The sequence below is a fragment of the Streptomyces cinereospinus genome, from assembly GCF_042430725.1.
In the GTDB taxonomy this organism is placed as follows: domain Bacteria; phylum Actinomycetota; class Actinomycetes; order Streptomycetales; family Streptomycetaceae; genus Streptomyces; species Streptomyces cinereospinus.
This window is the reverse complement of record NZ_JBHMCY010000066.1, coordinates 1-14,793: the sequence shown is the minus strand read 5'-3', so window position 1 is coordinate 14,793 and position 14,793 is coordinate 1. Positions and strand designations below refer to the sequence as shown.

The 14,793-nt window shown below is 71.2% G+C and carries 13 protein-coding genes; 10 read left to right on the top strand and 3 right to left on the bottom strand.

Features of this window, described 5'->3' with window-relative positions:
* Positions 1-275: 275 nt before the first annotated feature.
* Together eccD and ACFF45_RS27425 are read left to right on the top strand one after the other, a co-directional pair.
* Positions 276-1,781, top strand: a complete 1,506-nt coding sequence (gene eccD, locus ACFF45_RS27430; RefSeq protein WP_381349259.1) for a type VII secretion integral membrane protein EccD — start codon at positions 276-278, stop codon at positions 1,779-1,781.
* A 372-nt stretch (positions 1,782-2,153) separates the two neighbouring features.
* A complete protein-coding gene (locus ACFF45_RS27425) occupies positions 2,154-3,683 on the top strand; it encodes an outer membrane protein assembly factor BamB family protein (protein ID WP_381349258.1) in 1,530 nt (509 codons plus the stop codon).
* Positions 3,684-3,732: 49 nt separating this feature from the next.
* On the opposite strand, the gene ACFF45_RS27420 is transcribed toward ACFF45_RS27425, so the two are convergent.
* The gene (locus ACFF45_RS27420; protein ID WP_381349257.1) at positions 3,733-4,026 is read right to left on the bottom strand and encodes a DUF397 domain-containing protein; all 294 of its coding nucleotides are present in this window, start codon (positions 4,024-4,026) and stop codon (positions 3,733-3,735) included.
* Positions 4,027-4,296: 270 nt separating this feature from the next.
* Here ACFF45_RS27420 and rpsO point away from each other — a divergent pair, with 270 nt between their 5' ends.
* From rpsO to ACFF45_RS27395, 5 genes are all read left to right on the top strand, one after another.
* Complete coding sequence (rpsO, locus tag ACFF45_RS27415; protein ID WP_094057916.1) at positions 4,297-4,584, top strand: 30S ribosomal protein S15; 288 nt, start codon at positions 4,297-4,299, stop codon at positions 4,582-4,584.
* 324 nt (positions 4,585-4,908) lie between these two features.
* Positions 4,909-7,134 carry a polyribonucleotide nucleotidyltransferase gene (locus ACFF45_RS27410; protein ID WP_381349256.1) on the top strand — a complete coding sequence of 742 codons (2,226 nt, stop codon included), beginning with the start codon at positions 4,909-4,911 and terminating at the stop codon, positions 7,132-7,134.
* The gene (locus ACFF45_RS27405; RefSeq protein WP_381349255.1) at positions 7,131-8,510 is read left to right on the top strand and encodes a M16 family metallopeptidase; all 1,380 of its coding nucleotides are present in this window, start codon (positions 7,131-7,133) and stop codon (positions 8,508-8,510) included. Before ACFF45_RS27410 ends, ACFF45_RS27405 begins: the two co-directional genes overlap by 4 nt.
* 36 nt (positions 8,511-8,546) lie before the next feature.
* Positions 8,547-9,299, top strand: coding sequence for a 4-hydroxy-tetrahydrodipicolinate reductase (dapB, locus tag ACFF45_RS27400; RefSeq protein ID WP_381349254.1), 753 nt, complete (start codon positions 8,547-8,549; stop codon positions 9,297-9,299).
* A gap of 11 nt (positions 9,300-9,310) precedes the next feature.
* Positions 9,311-9,763 carry a hypothetical protein gene (locus tag ACFF45_RS27395; protein WP_381349253.1) on the top strand — a complete coding sequence of 151 codons (453 nt, stop codon included), beginning with the start codon at positions 9,311-9,313 and terminating at the stop codon, positions 9,761-9,763.
* Positions 9,764-9,802: 39 nt separating this feature from the next.
* Here ACFF45_RS27395 and ACFF45_RS27390 read toward each other — a convergent pair whose 3' ends face one another.
* Both ACFF45_RS27390 and ACFF45_RS27385 read right to left on the bottom strand, forming a co-directional pair.
* Complete coding sequence (locus ACFF45_RS27390) at positions 9,803-10,357, bottom strand: SCO5741 family PH domain-containing membrane protein (protein ID WP_381349283.1); 555 nt, start codon at positions 10,355-10,357, stop codon at positions 9,803-9,805.
* A gap of 100 nt (positions 10,358-10,457) precedes the next feature.
* Positions 10,458-10,697, bottom strand: coding sequence for a hypothetical protein (locus ACFF45_RS27385; protein WP_381349252.1), 240 nt, complete (start codon positions 10,695-10,697; stop codon positions 10,458-10,460).
* 167 nt (positions 10,698-10,864) lie between these two features.
* Here ACFF45_RS27385 and thyX point away from each other — a divergent pair, with 167 nt between their 5' ends.
* The 3 genes from thyX (at position 10,865) to ACFF45_RS27370 (ending at position 14,566) form a co-directional block, all read left to right on the top strand.
* Entirely contained in the window at positions 10,865-11,605 is a 741-nt protein-coding gene (gene thyX / locus ACFF45_RS27380) for an FAD-dependent thymidylate synthase (protein ID WP_381349251.1), read from the top strand.
* A gap of 222 nt (positions 11,606-11,827) precedes the next feature.
* Positions 11,828-12,727 (top strand): 4-hydroxy-tetrahydrodipicolinate synthase, encoded by a 900-nt coding sequence (gene dapA, locus ACFF45_RS27375; protein WP_381349249.1) that lies wholly within the window; start codon positions 11,828-11,830, stop codon positions 12,725-12,727.
* A 153-nt stretch (positions 12,728-12,880) separates the two neighbouring features.
* Complete coding sequence (locus ACFF45_RS27370) at positions 12,881-14,566, top strand: ribonuclease J (protein WP_381349247.1); 1,686 nt, start codon at positions 12,881-12,883, stop codon at positions 14,564-14,566.
* Positions 14,567-14,793 lie beyond the last annotated feature (227 nt).

Below are 14,793 nucleotides of genomic sequence, written 5' to 3'. Positions count from 1 at the left end.
CGGCCGCGGTAAGTACCGTCCGCCACCCCGTGTCAGGCGGACGCAGGCCGCCGCGTGATCCTACTGACTTCTTGTGTGACCAGGGGGCGGTAAGGTGCCGGATGTTCGCGTGAGCACATGCGGGACGGGGACCGTAAGGCGGGACATTCCGCGCGCTTCGGCGCCCTGCCGGGCCGGTACGGCCGCCCGGCCGCACCCACCGGTCACCCGGTGCGCGAACCGGCGCAGTTCCTTCACACCGCCGACCCGGAACCACCACTGAGGGGGAGCAGCAGGTGAGCATCACGGCCTCCACGGCAGCCACCGCGGGGGGACCCGGAACGGGCGCCGCCGCCAGGAGCGGGCTCGGCTTCTGCCGGGTCACGATCGTCGCGCCCGACAGCAGGATCGACGTGGCCCTGCCCGACGACGTCCCGGTCGTCGACCTCTACCCGGAGGTCCTCAGGCTCGCCCGGCAGAGCCCCGCCCCGGGCGCGCCGGTCGGCTACCACCTCGTACGCCGGGACGGCAGGGTCCTCGACGGCTCGCGCTCCTTCACCGCCCAGCACATCCTGGACGGCGAACTCCTCACGCTGCGCCCGTTCTCCGCATCGCTGCCGCCCGCCGTCCACGACGACGTGTCCGACGCGGTCGCCTCGGCCGTGACCCGCGAGCACACCCTGTGGGGCGGCGAGCTGACCCGGGCCGCGGGCCTCGTCGGCGGCGGCGTGCTGCCGGTGCTGCTCGCCTTCGTGGCCTGGACGGGCGACCCGCGCCACGACATGCACGCGCTGCCCGGCGTCCTCGCCGCCGTCGCCGGTGTCCTGCTCGTCGCCCTCGCCTGCGTGCGGGCCCGCGTCTACGACGACCGGTCCTCCGCCGTCGCCCTGGGACTGGGCGCCCTGCCGAACGTCGGGGTGGCCGGCTCCGGGCTGCTGCCGCTCGCCGACGGCCAGGGTGTCGGCAAGCTCCAGTTCCTGCTGGCCTGCGCGGCGGTGCTGCTCGCCGCCGTACTGCTCACCCTGTGCTCGCCCGGCGGCGACGGCCCGTTCGTCGCCTGCCTGGTCGCCTCCGGGGCGGCCCTGGCCGCCGTGTTCGCGGGCATCCTCGCGCGGTGGACGCCGTCCGAGACCGCCGCGGTCTGCGCGCCCGTCGCGGTGGGCGCCCTGGCCTTCCTGCCCGGTCTGTCCCTGCGCTTCGCCCGGCTCCCCATCGGTTTCGACGCCCAGGCCTCCGCCCCGCGCAGCGCGTACGGCGCCGAGCCCGCCCCCCAGGAGCCGGTCGACATCGAGCGGATCACCGCCCAGGTACGCCGCGGCCACGAACTCCTGGTCGGCCTGGTCGGCGGCTGCGCGCTCGTCGCGGTGGGCGCCTGCGCGGTCCTCGGCTTCGCCGAGAACGTCTGGTCCCGGCTGCTCGCCCTCGCCGTGGGCGTCGCCCTGCTGATGCGCGCCCAGCTCTTCCGCTACACCGCCCAGGTCGCCCCTCTCCTCGCCGCCGGGCTGGGCTCCCTGGTGCTGCTCGGCATCGGGCTGGCGCTCAACCCGCCCCTGCCGGCGGTCCGCGACGCCCTCACGGGCGACCGCACCGACCTGGACGTCCGTACGATCTGGCTGGTGGCGGCGGTCGCGGCGGTGTCCGCCGTCGTCACCGCGATCGGCCTGATCGCCTCGCGCGGCGGCGTCACCCCGTTCTGGGGACGCTTCACGGAGATCGCCGAGGGCTTCGTCCTGCTCACCCTGGTGCCGCTGGCACTGGCCGTCTTCGACGTGTACGCCGCCGCCCGGGCGATGACGAGCTGAAACCGGCGACCGCGGGCTCCGACTCCGGCCCCGGTACGGACTCGACCCGGGCTTCGATGCCGGCTTCGGTACGGACTCGACCCGGGCTACGACTCCGGCTTCGGCACGGACTCGACACGGGCTGCGGAACAGACTGCGGCACGGACTCGACACGGGCTGCGGAACAGACTGCGGCACGGACTCGACCCAGGCTGCGGAACAGACTGCGGCACGGACTCGACCCAGGCTGCGAAACAGACTGCGGCACGGACTCGACACAGGCTTCATGTTTCGGCACAGGCTTCGTCAACCGACCGGCGGCCGCCCGCCCGCCCGGCACGGCGGGAAGCCGGCGCCCCACCCACCTGCCCGGCACGGAAAGGAACTTCGAGCGTGAGCTTCGGCCCGCCCCCGTCCGTCTACACCCAGTCCGCGACGTCCGCGGAGGCCGCCCGCGTCCGGCGCCGCCGGAAGCTGCTGGTGTGGCCACTCGCCGTCGTCCTCGCCGTGGCACTCGGCATCGGCGGCCGGCTCCTGTGGGGCGGAGCCGGCGACGACAGCGGGACCGGGCCGCGCAGCACCGCCGGACAGGGCCGCCTCGACGTGCGGCAGACGGTCGAGGCACCGCCCGCGAGCACCATCGGAAAGATGGCCTTCCGGTTCTCCGTGGACGACCTCACCTCCGGCGAGCACTACGAGATGCCCGGCATGTGGGCCACGGACAAGATCCTCGCCAAGGGCGTCAACAAGACCGTCCTCGGCCTGGCCGTCGGCAGCGACGCCGTACCCGGCGACGAGCGGTGGAAGCTCTCCCTCGCCGGCCCGATCTGCGGGTACACCCGCCATGTCACCGGCGACCACCGCACGGCCGTGCTGTTCCGGGCGAGCGAGGACGAGGACGCGCTCTGCGACCACGTGGCGTTCTTCGACCTGGACGACGGCCGCGAGGTCTGGTCGGGCGAGTTCCCCGCCTCCGCCGCCGGCGACTCCGCGGAGCTGCCCGTCAGCGGCGACTACCAGGACACGCCGAGTGTGACCCTCACCCACGGCACCGTCGTCCTGACCTGGGGCGGCGGCACCGACGCGTACGCCATGGACACCGGCGAGCGGCTGTGGCGCACCACTTCCACCGGGCCCTGCCAGGACATGGGCGCGGCCGGCGGCGGCGCGCTGATCGTCCGCCAGCGGTGCGTCGTCGACGACGACGGCCTCCCGGCCGGCTCACTGGAGAGCGTCGCCTACAAGGCCCGCAAGGTGGACCCACGCACGGGCGAGGTCCTGTGGACGTACTCCGCCGCCAAGGGCATCCGCGACCTGACCGTCCCGTCCGCCGAACCGGCCGTCCTCGCCGTCCAGGCCGGCGAGATCGGCATATCCGAGCTGCTCTCCTTCGACGCCGAGGGCAAGGCCCGCGCCACGATCCGCCTGCAGAGCGGCACGTACGTGGGGGAGTGCGCGTACGACGACTACCTGGTCGTCGACGACTGCCCGACCATCGCCGTCGGCGCAGGCCAGGTCTTCCTGCGCAGCAAGGAGTCGGGCGAGGCGGCCAACTCCAACTGGGTCATCGGCTTCGACCTGGCCACCGGGCGGACCACGAAGAAGTTCGACTCCGGTCCCGGCTCGCTGCTCTACCCGGTGCGGATGAGCGGCGGCCGGCTGCTCGCCCTGCGCGAGACCGGCGACCACATCGCGCCCAACGCGCTCGTGAGCCTGGACCCCGAGACCGGCAGGGAGACGCCGTACTTCTCCTTCGACCTGCCCGCGGAGGCCGAGCTGATGACGATGACGGAGCACAACTACGTCGTCGTGCAGGACGGACGCCTCTTCTTCGGCGTCAAGCGGGTCGACGGCCCGCCCTCCGGGAAGGCGTGGATCTACCTGGTCCTCGGCATCGAGAGCAACGCGCGCCGCGGCACCTGAGCGGCGGCCCCGGCCGGCGGCGGCCGGCGCGCACCGGCCGCCGCGGCGGCTACCGCTCCGCGGGTCCCGCGGGGCGCGGCGCCGGCTCCAGGTCGAACTCCCCGTCCCGCGCTCCCAGCACGAACGCCCGCCACTCCGCCTCCGTGTACCGCAGCACGGTCCCGGGATCGAGTGAGGACCGCATGGCCACGGCGCCGCCGGGCAGGTACGCGATCTCGACCCGCTCCTCGTGCTCCTCGGTTCCCGGCGCGCTGTGCCACTCGACGCCCGAGATGTCGAGCGCGTACAGCTCGTCCCGCTCCCGTTCCTTGCGTGCCCTGATCTCCGCTTCCGTCTCCGCCATTGACCAGCGACCCCTTCCCGACGTGCACACCGATGCCGATCCGACGGCTCACCCTAGTGGCCGCCCCGCCGCCGGCAGGGCGCTTCGGGCACCGTTGACGGAGCGGTGCTCACCTGCTGGTACCCTGAGTGACGGCCGTATGTGTACGCGTCCCCGGAGCCCTGCTCTGGAGGCCGCGCCCAGCGGATCCCGCCTTCCGAGTCACGGAAGATCCCCCGAGACGCAGACCGGGGGCACTCGGTGGCCATTCTCAGACCATGAGGAGTACGCGTGTCGCTCGACGCCGCTACGAAGAAGCAGATCGTCTCCGAGTTCGGTACCAAGGAGGGTGACACCGGCTCTCCCGAGGTCCAGGTCGCTCTGCTCTCCCGTCGGATCTCCGACCTGACGGAGCACCTCAAGACCCACAAGCACGACCACCACTCCCGCCGTGGTCTGCTGATCCTGGTCGGCCAGCGCCGCCGGCTGCTGCAGTACCTCGCCAAGAAGGACATCCAGCGCTTCCGTGCGCTGGTCGACCGCCTCGGCATCCGCCGCGGTGCGGCGGGCGCCAAGTAAGACGCCGTGAAGGGAGCGGTCCCCACGACGAGGGGACCGCTCCCTTTGCTGTACGTGCGGAGTGTCACCGCCCCTTTGTAGTGTGGTAGCACAACGCAATACGCACGACACAGCGTGATTCCGCGCTCCACCGGGGTATGGCGGAATCACAGGACGAACGAGGAGGAGCGCACCGCGCCGCCGCCGGTCCTCGGTAGTGGCCCCCGGGGGGAAGCGAGCCCCGGGTGCTTCGATCGAAGACCGGCCCGCACCAGACGGAGCGCTTCTCCGCCACCGTCCCCCCGCCACACGGGCGAGGAGGGACGAGGACGAGGAGAAAACCTAGTGGAGAACGAGACCCACTACGCCGAGGCCGTCATCGACAACGGCGCCTTCGGCACCCGTACCATCCGGTTCGAGACGGGCCGCCTGGCCAAGCAGGCCGCCGGTTCCGCCGTGGCGTACCTGGACGACGACACCATGGTGCTGTCGGCCACCACCGCCTCCAAGAACCCCAAGGACCAGCTCGACTTCTTCCCGCTCACGGTGGACGTCGAGGAGCGGATGTACGCCGCCGGCAAGATCCCCGGCAGCTTCTTCCGCCGTGAGGGCCGCCCTTCCGAGGACGCCATCCTCACCTGCCGCCTCATCGACCGCCCGCTGCGCCCGTCCTTCAAGAAGGGCCTGCGCAACGAGATCCAGGTCGTCGCCACGATCATGGCGCTCAACCCCGACCACCTGTACGACGTCGTCGCGATCAACGCCGCGTCCGCGTCCACGCAGCTGGCCGGCCTGCCCTTCTCCGGCCCGATCGGCGGCGTCCGCGTCGCGCTGATCCGCGGCCAGTGGGTGGCCTTCCCGACGCACACCGAGCTCGAGGACGCCGTCTTCGACATGGTCGTCGCGGGCCGCGTCCTGGAGGACGGCGACGTCGCGATCATGATGGTCGAGGCCGAGGCCACCGAGAAGACCGTCAAGCTGGTCGAGGGCGGCGCCGAGGCCCCCACCGAGGACGTCGTCGCCGCCGGTCTGGACGCCGCGAAGCCCTTCATCAAGGTGCTCTGCAAGGCCCAGTCGGACCTCGCCGCGAAGGCCGCCAAGCCGACCGCCGAGTTCCCGATCTTCCTCGACCACCAGGACGACGTCCTGGAGGCCCTGGCGGCCGCGGTCAAGCCCGAGCTCGCCCAGGCGCTCACCATCGCCGGCAAGCAGGAGCGCGAGGCCGAGCTGGACCGCGTGAAGACCCTCGCCGCCGAGAAGCTCCTGCCGGAGTTCGAGGGCCGCGAGAAGGAGATCTCCGCCGCGTACCGCTCGCTGACCAAGTCCCTGGTCCGTGAGCGCGTCATCAAGGAGAAGAAGCGCATCGACGGCCGCGGTGTCACCGACATCCGCACCCTGGCCGCCGAGGTCGAGGCGATCCCGCGGGTGCACGGCTCCGCGCTGTTCGAGCGTGGCGAGACCCAGATCCTGGGCGTCACCACCCTGAACATGCTCCGCATGGAGCAGCAGCTGGACACCCTCTCCCCGGTGACCCGCAAGCGCTACATGCACAACTACAACTTCCCGCCGTACTCCACCGGCGAGACCGGCCGCGTCGGCTCCCCCAAGCGCCGCGAGATCGGCCACGGCGCTCTCGCCGAGCGCGCCCTGGTCCCGGTCCTGCCGACCCGCGAGGAGTTCCCGTACGCGATCCGTCAGGTGTCCGAGGCCCTCGGCTCCAACGGCTCGACGTCCATGGGCTCGGTCTGCGCCTCCACCATGTCGCTGCTGAACGCCGGTGTGCCGCTGAAGGCCCCGGTCGCCGGTATCGCCATGGGCCTGATCTCCCAGGAGATCGAGGGCGAGACGCACTACGTCACCCTCACCGACATCCTCGGTGCGGAGGACGCCTTCGGCGACATGGACTTCAAGGTCGCCGGCACCAAGGAGTTCGTGACCGCCCTCCAGCTCGACACCAAGCTGGACGGCATCCCGGCCTCCGTGCTCGCCGCCGCCCTCAAGCAGGCCCGCGACGCGCGTCTCCACATCCTCGACGTGATGATGGAGGCCATCGACCGGCCCGACGAGATGTCCCCGAACGCGCCGCGGATCATCACCGTGAAGATCCCGGTCGACAAGATCGGCGAGGTCATCGGCCCCAAGGGCAAGATGATCAACCAGATCCAGGAGGACACGGGCGCCGAGATCACCATCGAGGACGACGGCACGATCTACATCGGTGCCGCCGACGGCCCGTCCGCCGAGGCCGCCCGCGCCACGATCAACGGCATCGCCAACCCGACGATGCCCGAGGTCGGCGAGCGCTACCTGGGCACGGTCGTGAAGACCACCACGTTCGGGGCCTTCGTCTCCCTGCTGCCCGGCAAGGACGGCCTGCTGCACATCTCGCAGATCCGCAAGCTGGCCGGCGGCAAGCGCGTGGAGAACGTCGAGGACGTGCTCGGCGTGGGCCACAAGGTCCAGGTCGAGATCGCCGAGATCGACTCCCGCGGCAAGCTCTCCCTGATTCCGGTCATCGAGGGCGAGACCGACGGCGGCGCCGACGAGTCGAAGGACGACGCCGACCAGTGACGTCCCGTAGCGCCAGGGCGACGGCCCGCTCCTCCTCGGAGGCGCGGGCCGTCGCCCGTACCCAAACGCTCATCAAGGGCACCGCCGGCATCGGCACCGTCCGCAGGACCACCCTCCCCGGCGGCCTGCGGATCGTCACCGAGACCCTGCCCTCCGTGCGCTCCGCCACCTTCGGCATCTGGGCGCACGTCGGCTCCCGCGACGAGACGCCGTCCCTGAACGGCGCCACGCACTACCTGGAGCACCTGCTCTTCAAGGGCACCCAGCGGCGCAGCGCGCTGGACATCTCCGCCGCCCTCGACGCGGTCGGCGGCGAGATGAACGCGTTCACGGCGAAGGAGTACACGTGCTACTACGCACGCGTGCTCGACGCCGACCTGCCGCTCGCCATCGACGTCGTCTGCGACATGCTGACCGGCTCGCTCATCCTCGAGGACGACGTGAACGTCGAGCGCGGCGCGATCCTCGAAGAGATCGCGATGACCGAGGACGACCCGAGCGACTGCGTGCACGACCTGTTCGCGCACACGATGTTCGGCGACAACCCGCTCGGCCGCCCGGTCCTCGGCACGGTCGACACGGTCAACGCGCTCACCGCCGACCGCATCCGCCGCTTCTACAAGAAGCACTACGACCCCACCCACCTCGTGGTCGCCTGCGCCGGCAACATCGACCACAACAAGGTCGTACGCCTGGTCCGCGCCGCCTTCGAGCAGGCCGGCGCCCTGGAGGACGGCGCCGCCCAGCCCGTCGCCCCGCGCGACGGCCGCCGGGCCGTCCGTACCGCCGGCCGCGTCCGGCTGCTCGGCCGCAAGACCGAGCAGGCCCACGTCGTGCTCGGCATGCCGGGCCTGGCCCGCACGGACGACCGCCGCTGGGCCCTGGGCGTGCTCAACACCGCCCTCGGCGGCGGCATGTCGTCCCGGCTCTTCCAGGAGGTGCGGGAGAAGCGGGGCCTCGCCTACAGCGTCTACTCGTACACCTCCGGCTTCGCCGACTGCGGCCTGTTCGGCGTGTACGCCGGCTGCCGTCCCAGCCAGGTGCACGACGTGCTGAGGATCTGCCGCGACGAACTCGACCACGTCGCCGAGCACGGCCTGTCCGACGACGAGCTCGACCGCGCCGTCGGCCAGCTCCGCGGCTCCACGGTCCTCGGCCTGGAGGACACCGGCGCGCTGATGAACCGTATCGGCAAGAGCGAGCTGTGCTGGGGCGAGCAGATGTCCGTCGACGACATGCTGGCCCGGATCGCGGCGGTGACCCCGGACGACGTCCGCGCGGTCGCGCGCGACATCCTGGGACAGCGGCCCTCGCTGTCGGTCATCGGCCCGCTGAAGGACAAGCAGGCATCGCGTCTGCACGATGCCGTCGCCTGACACCCGTATCCGGTACGTCGGTAAGGAATCAACACTATGAGCAAGCTGCGCGTGGCGGTCCTCGGTGCCAAGGGCCGGATCGGTTCGGAGGCGGTACGAGCCGTCGACGCCGCCGACGACATGGAACTGGTCGCCGCCCTCGGCCGGGGCGACGACCTGGAGGCGCTGACCGCCTCCGGTGCCCAGGTCGCCGTCGAGCTCACCACCCCCGCCTCGGTGATGGACAACCTCGACTACTGCGTACGGCACGGGATCCACGCCGTCGTCGGTACGACGGGCTGGACCGACGAGCGCCTCGCGCAGCTGCGCGGCTGGCTGGAGCGGTCGCCGGAGACGGGCGTGCTGATCGCGCCGAACTTCTCCGTCGGCGCCGTGCTCACCATGAAGTTCGCGCAGATCGCCGCGCCCTACTTCGAGTCCGTCGAGGTCGTCGAGCTGCACCACCCCAACAAGGTCGACGCCCCCAGCGGCACCGCCACCCGCACCGCCCAGCTCATCGCCGCGGCCCGCGCCAAGGCCGGCTCGGCGCCCGCGCCGGACGCCACGGTCACGGCCCTGGAGGGGGCGCGCGGCGCCAGCGTCGACGGCGTGCCGGTGCACGCCGTGCGCCTGCGCGGGCTGCTCGCGCACCAGGAGGTCCTGCTCGGCGGCGAGGGCGAGACTCTCACCGTCCGGCACGACTCGCTGCACCACAGCAGCTTCATGCCGGGCATCCTGCTCGGCGCGCGCCGCGTGGTGAGCACCCCGGGCCTCACCATCGGCCTGGAACACTTCCTGGACCTGGGCTGAGCCGGACCCTCATGCGCGCGAAGCTCTCCTACCTCCTCACGGCTGCCGTCCTGGTCTTCTACTTCGTCCTGGTCGGCAGCCGGGGCGTGCTGCTCATCCGCACCGGCTCGCCGATCGCCGTCGCCTTCGGTGTCGCGGTGCTGGTCCTGCCGTTCATCGGCCTGTGGTTCCTGTGGAAGAACACCCAGTTCGTCCGCCGGGCCAACCGGCTCGCCGCCGAACTCGACGCCGAGGGCGGCCTGCCGGTCGACGAACTGAGGCGTCTGCCCAGCGGCCGCGTCGACCGCGACTCGGCCGACGAGGTCTTCACCCGGCGCAAGGCCGAGACGGAGGCGGCGCCGGACGACTGGCGCACGTGGTTCCGGCTGGCCGTCGCCTACCACGACGCCCGCGACACCCCGCGCGCCCGCAAGGCGATGCAGCGGGCGATCGCCCTCCACGACGGCAGGCCCGTCCGGACCTGACACCGGCCGGCACCCCGCGTGCCGGCCCGCACGGGTGACTCAGTCCCGCTGGTACTCCTCGGCCCACGCCTCCACCGCGTCCGCCGCCCGGTCGAACGCCCCGGGCCGGGCCAGGAAGTCGGCGCTGTGCGTGGTCAGCAGGTACGGCGCGTCGTCCGCGGTACGGCCCGCGCGGACCAGGATCAGCGCCTGCCCCTGCACCGTCCGCGGCAGTCCCAGCCAGCGCACCGGCTGCTGCACCGTCCGCACGGCGGTGACCCGCTCCCACGGCAGCGTCCGGGTGTGCAGCAGGCGCACCTGACGCAGCCCGTGCGCGCTCACCCACACCCCCGTGCGCAGCAGCCGCAGGGCCACGGCGATGATCGCCAGCGCGATGCCGAACACCGCACCGGCGGCGGGCAGCGTGCCGGTCAGCGCGATGATCACCGCGGCGAACAGGACGTAGGAGGCGAGCAGCAGCCAGATCGCGGCCGCACCCACCCGCCAGGGACCGGGGCGGTAGGGGCGCCGCCAGCGGTCGCGGTCGTCGAACGGCAGCGCGACGTCTTCCGTCGTGTCGAAGGCGCGGTCGGCCGTCAGAAAGGGCAGGGGCACGGCTGGGTCCTCACTCATCCATGCATGGGCTGTGCCCGGTGAGGCTATCGATCCGTGCCCCCGCCCACCACCCTTGGGGGTCCGTCCGAGTCAGGCCCGCTCAGCGCCCGTCGGACGCCTGGGACTGCTGCGCCGGCGTGGCCGAACGGTCCAGCTCCAGGGCCGGTGTCCCGATCACCAGGGAGCCGACGAGCCCGGCCACGATGGTGAGCCCCATGAGCCAGCGCCCGGCCACCTCCCCGGCGCTCGCCCGCTCGCGGGGCGGGGGAGTGACATTGCTGCGGAACCGCTCCGCCTCGGCGAGGAAGGCGAAGGGTACGGGTTCACGCCGACGGAACATCGGGGGTCCTGCTCCTCTCTGATCTCTGAGGAATCGGTCTCGCACGAGTGACGGTCACCAAGACAGACGCGCGAGTACCCGGCGAAGTGCCCGCTTACCGGGAAAATCCGCGCACCGGGCACTGAGTAAAGTGGTCGGCGCACTCCAGCCGTGATGGAAGGACCCTCTTGACCTCCGCCGACGCCCCCCACGCCGACATCACCCTGCGCAGTGACGTCACGGTCGAACTGGTGAAGTCCAGCGCCTCCGACTCCGACGTCCTGTTCGCCGCGCGCGTCTCGACCCTCGGGGAGCAGTCCCTGGCCGAGCTGCAGAAGGACCCCGAGCGTTCGAAGGGCCTGATCAACTACCTGATGCGGGACCGGCACGGCAGCCCCTTCGAGCACAACTCGATGACCTTCCTGATCAGCGCGCCGATCTTCGTCTTCCGGGAGTTCATGCGGCACCGCGTCGGCTGGTCGTACAACGAGGAGTCCGGCCGCTACCGCGAGCTCCAGCCGGTCTTCTACGTACCCGACGCCTCCCGCAAGCTGGTCCAGGAGGGGCGCCCCGGCAAGTACACCTTCGTCGAGGGCACGCCGACGCAGTTCGACACGCTGCACCGCGTCTTCGACGAGTCCTACCAGCAGGCCTACTCCGCCTACCAGAAGCTGCTCGCCGAGGGCGTGGCCCGCGAGGTCGCCCGCGCGGTCCTCCCGGTCGGCCTGTTCTCCTCGATGTACGCCACCTGCAACGCGCGCTCGCTGATGCACTTCCTCGGCCTGCGCACCCAGCACGAGCTGGCCAAGGTGCCGTCCTTCCCGCAGCGGGAGATCGAGATGGTCGGCGAGAAGATGGAGGCCGAGTGGGCCCGGCTGATGCCGCTCACGTACGCGGCCTTCAACGCCAACGGCCGGGTGGCCCCGTGACGCGCAGGTACTTCCCCGCCGGCTCCCCGGCAGGCACGCAGGTACGGGCCAGCCCGGAGAAGTGTCCGTATTGCGGCATTTAGCTAAGTTCATCTAGCCTGATCAAACGGACCCGGCACTGCTTGAACCCCCGAGCAGGCAGTGCCGGGCTCCATCTTTGTCCTGACTTATCCCGCACCCCGAGGGCAGACCAGGCCTTGCGTAACGAGTAGCGTGTAACCCATGGCTCCGACCTCCACTCCGCAGACCCCCTTCGGGCGGGTCCTCACCGCCATGGTCACGCCCTTCACGGCGGACGGCGCACTCGACCTCGACGGCGCGCAGCGGCTCGCCGCGCACCTGGTGGACGCAGGCAACGACGGCCTGATCATCAACGGCACCACCGGCGAGTCCCCCACCACCAGCGACGCGGAGAAATCGGACCTCGTACGAGCGGTCCTGGAGGCCGTGGGCGACCGCGCCCACGTCGTCGCCGGTGTCGGCACCAACGACACCCACCACAGCATCGAGCTGGCCCGCGCCGCCGAGCAGACCGGCGCACACGGCCTCCTCGTCGTCACTCCCTACTACAACAAGCCGCCCCAGGAGGGCCTCTACCGGCACTTCACGGCCGTCGCCGACGCCGCCGAGCTGCCGGTCATGCTCTACGACATCCCCGGCCGCAGCGGCGTCCCGATCAACACCGAGACGCTGGTCCGGCTCGCCGAGCACCCGCGGATCGTCGCCAACAAGGACGCCAAGGGCGACCTCGGCCGCGCGAGCTGGGCCATCGCGCGATCCGGCCTCGCCTGGTACTCCGGCGACGACATGCTCAACCTGCCGCTGCTCTCCGTGGGCGCCGTCGGCTTCGTCTCCGTCGTCGGCCACGTGGTCACCCCGGAGCTGCGCGAGCTGGTCGAGGCGTACACCAGTGGGGACGTCCAGAAGGCGACCGAGATCCACCAGAAGCTGCTCCCGGTCTGCACGGGCATGTTCCGCACCCAGGGCGTCATGACCACCAAGGCCGCGCTCGCCCTCCAGGGCCTGCCCGGCGGCCCGCTGCGCCCGCCCATGGTGGAACTCACACCCCAGGAGATCGAGCAGCTCAAGATCGATCTTGGCGCCGGCGGGGTACAGCTCTGACATCGGACTTCGCCCGACCGGGCGCGCACAAACCTCACAACTGAATACGCGGGCCACCGGTGCCCGCACCCCACAACGACAACTGCATCTGCACGAACGTCATGCGCGCCACGTGCCCCACCGGTACGTGGCGTGTGTGGTGAGGAGAGTCTTTTGAGTCATCCGCATCCTGAACTCGGCCCGCCCCCGCCGCTCCCCGAAGGCGGCCTGCGGGTCACCCCGCTCGGCGGCCTCGGCGAGATCGGCCGGAACATGACCGTGTTCGAGTACGGCGGCCGCCTGCTGATCGTCGACTGCGGAGTGCTCTTCCCCGAGGAGGAGCAGCCCGGAATCGACCTGATCCTGCCGGACTTCTCGTCCATCCGGGACCGCCTCGACGACATCGAGGGCATCGTTCTCACCCACGGTCACGAGGACCACATCGGCGGCGTCCCCTTCCTGCTCCGCGAGAAGCCGGACATCCCGCTGATCGGCTCCAAGCTGACCCTCGCCCTGATCGAGGCGAAGCTCCAGGAGCACCGGATCCGCCCCTACACGCTCGAGGTCGCCGAGGGCCACCGCGAGCGCATCGGCCCCTTCGACTGCGAGTTCGTCGCGGTCAACCACTCCATCCCGGACGCGCTCGCGGTCGCCATCCGCACCCCCGCCGGCATGGTCGTGCACACCGGCGACTTCAAGATGGACCAGCTCCCGCTGGACAACCGCCTCACCGACCTCCACGCGTTCGCACGTCTGAGCGAAGAGGGCATCGACCTCCTCCTCAGCGACTCCACGAACGCCGAGGTCCCCGGGTTCACCCCGCACGAACGCGACATCTCCAACGTTCTGCGGCAGGTCTTCGCGTCCGCCCGCCGGCGCATCATCGTGGCGAGCTTCGCCAGCCACGTCCACCGCATCCAGCAGATCCTGGACGCCGCCCACGAGTACGGCCGCCGGGTCGCCTTCGTCGGCCGCTCCATGGTCCGCAACATGGGCATCGCCAGAGACCTCGGCTATCTGCGGGTCCCCCCGGGCCTGGTCGTCGACGTCCGGACGCTCGACGACCTCCCGGACAGCGAGATCGTCCTCGTCTGCACGGGCTCGCAGGGCGAGCCGATGGCCGCGCTCTCGCGCATGGCCAACCGGGACCACCAGATCCGGATCGTCGACGGCGACACGGTGATCCTGGCGTCGTCCCTGATCCCCGGCAACGAGAACGCGGTCTACCGCGTCATCAACGGCCTCACCCGCTGGGGCGCCAACGTCGTCCACAAGGGCAACGCCAAGGTCCACGTCTCCGGCCACGCGTCGGCGGGCGAGCTCCTGTACTTCTACAACATCTGCCGGCCGCGCAACCTGATGCCGGTCCACGGCGAGTGGCGCCACCTGCGTGCCAACGCCGAGCTGGGCGCTCTCACGGGCGTCCCGCACGACCGCATCGTGATCGCCGAGGACGGCGTCGCCGTCGACCTCGTCGAGGGCAAGGCCAAGATCTCCGGCAAGGTCCAGGCGGGTTACGTCTACGTCGACGGCCTCTCCGTCGGCGACGTCGGCGAGCCGGCGCTGAAGGACCGCAAGATCCTCGGCGAGGAGGGCATCATCTCGGTCTTCGTCGTCATGGACTCGTCCACCGGCAAGATCACGGGTGGCCCGCACGTCCAGGCCCGCGGCTCCGGCATCGAGGACGCCGCCTTCGTCGACGTCCTGCCGAAGATCACCGAGGTCCTGGAGCGCTCGGCTCAGGACGGCGTCGTCGAGCCCCACCAGATGCAGCAGCTGATCCGGCGCACGCTGGGCAAGTGGGTCTCCGACAGGTATCGCCGCAGGCCGATGATCCTGCCGGTCGTCGTGGAGGTCTGACCCGCGCACGACCCCCTGGGACGTGCGGACTTGGAGCGGGGCCCCTCGATTTGCATCGGGGCGCCCCGCTCCAGTACGTTTACGGCTCGCTCCCCCGGGAACCCGGCCACTCCGTGCGCCGGAGACAGTCTCCGGAGCAGGGGCGGGAATTCCGACTCAGAACCTCTGATAAAGTCGGAAGCGCCGGAAAGGGAAACGCGAGAGCGGGATCCTGGAAAGCACCGAGG

What these genes read in the sequence shown, in the direction of transcription:
- dapA (WP_381349249.1), top strand. Translation starts at nt 11,828, where the DNA reads ATGGCTCCGACCTCCACTCCGCAGACCCCCTTCGGGCGGGTCCTCACC.
- ACFF45_RS27420 (WP_381349257.1), bottom strand. Translation starts at nt 4,026, where the DNA reads ATGGCGGAGACGGAAGCGGAGATCAGGGCACGCAAGGAACGGGAGCGG.
- dapB (WP_381349254.1), top strand. Translation starts at nt 8,547, where the DNA reads ATGAGCAAGCTGCGCGTGGCGGTCCTCGGTGCCAAGGGCCGGATCGGT.
- ACFF45_RS27395 (WP_381349253.1), top strand. Translation starts at nt 9,311, where the DNA reads ATGCGCGCGAAGCTCTCCTACCTCCTCACGGCTGCCGTCCTGGTCTTC.
- ACFF45_RS27385 (WP_381349252.1), bottom strand. Translation starts at nt 10,697, where the DNA reads ATGTTCCGTCGGCGTGAACCCGTACCCTTCGCCTTCCTCGCCGAGGCG.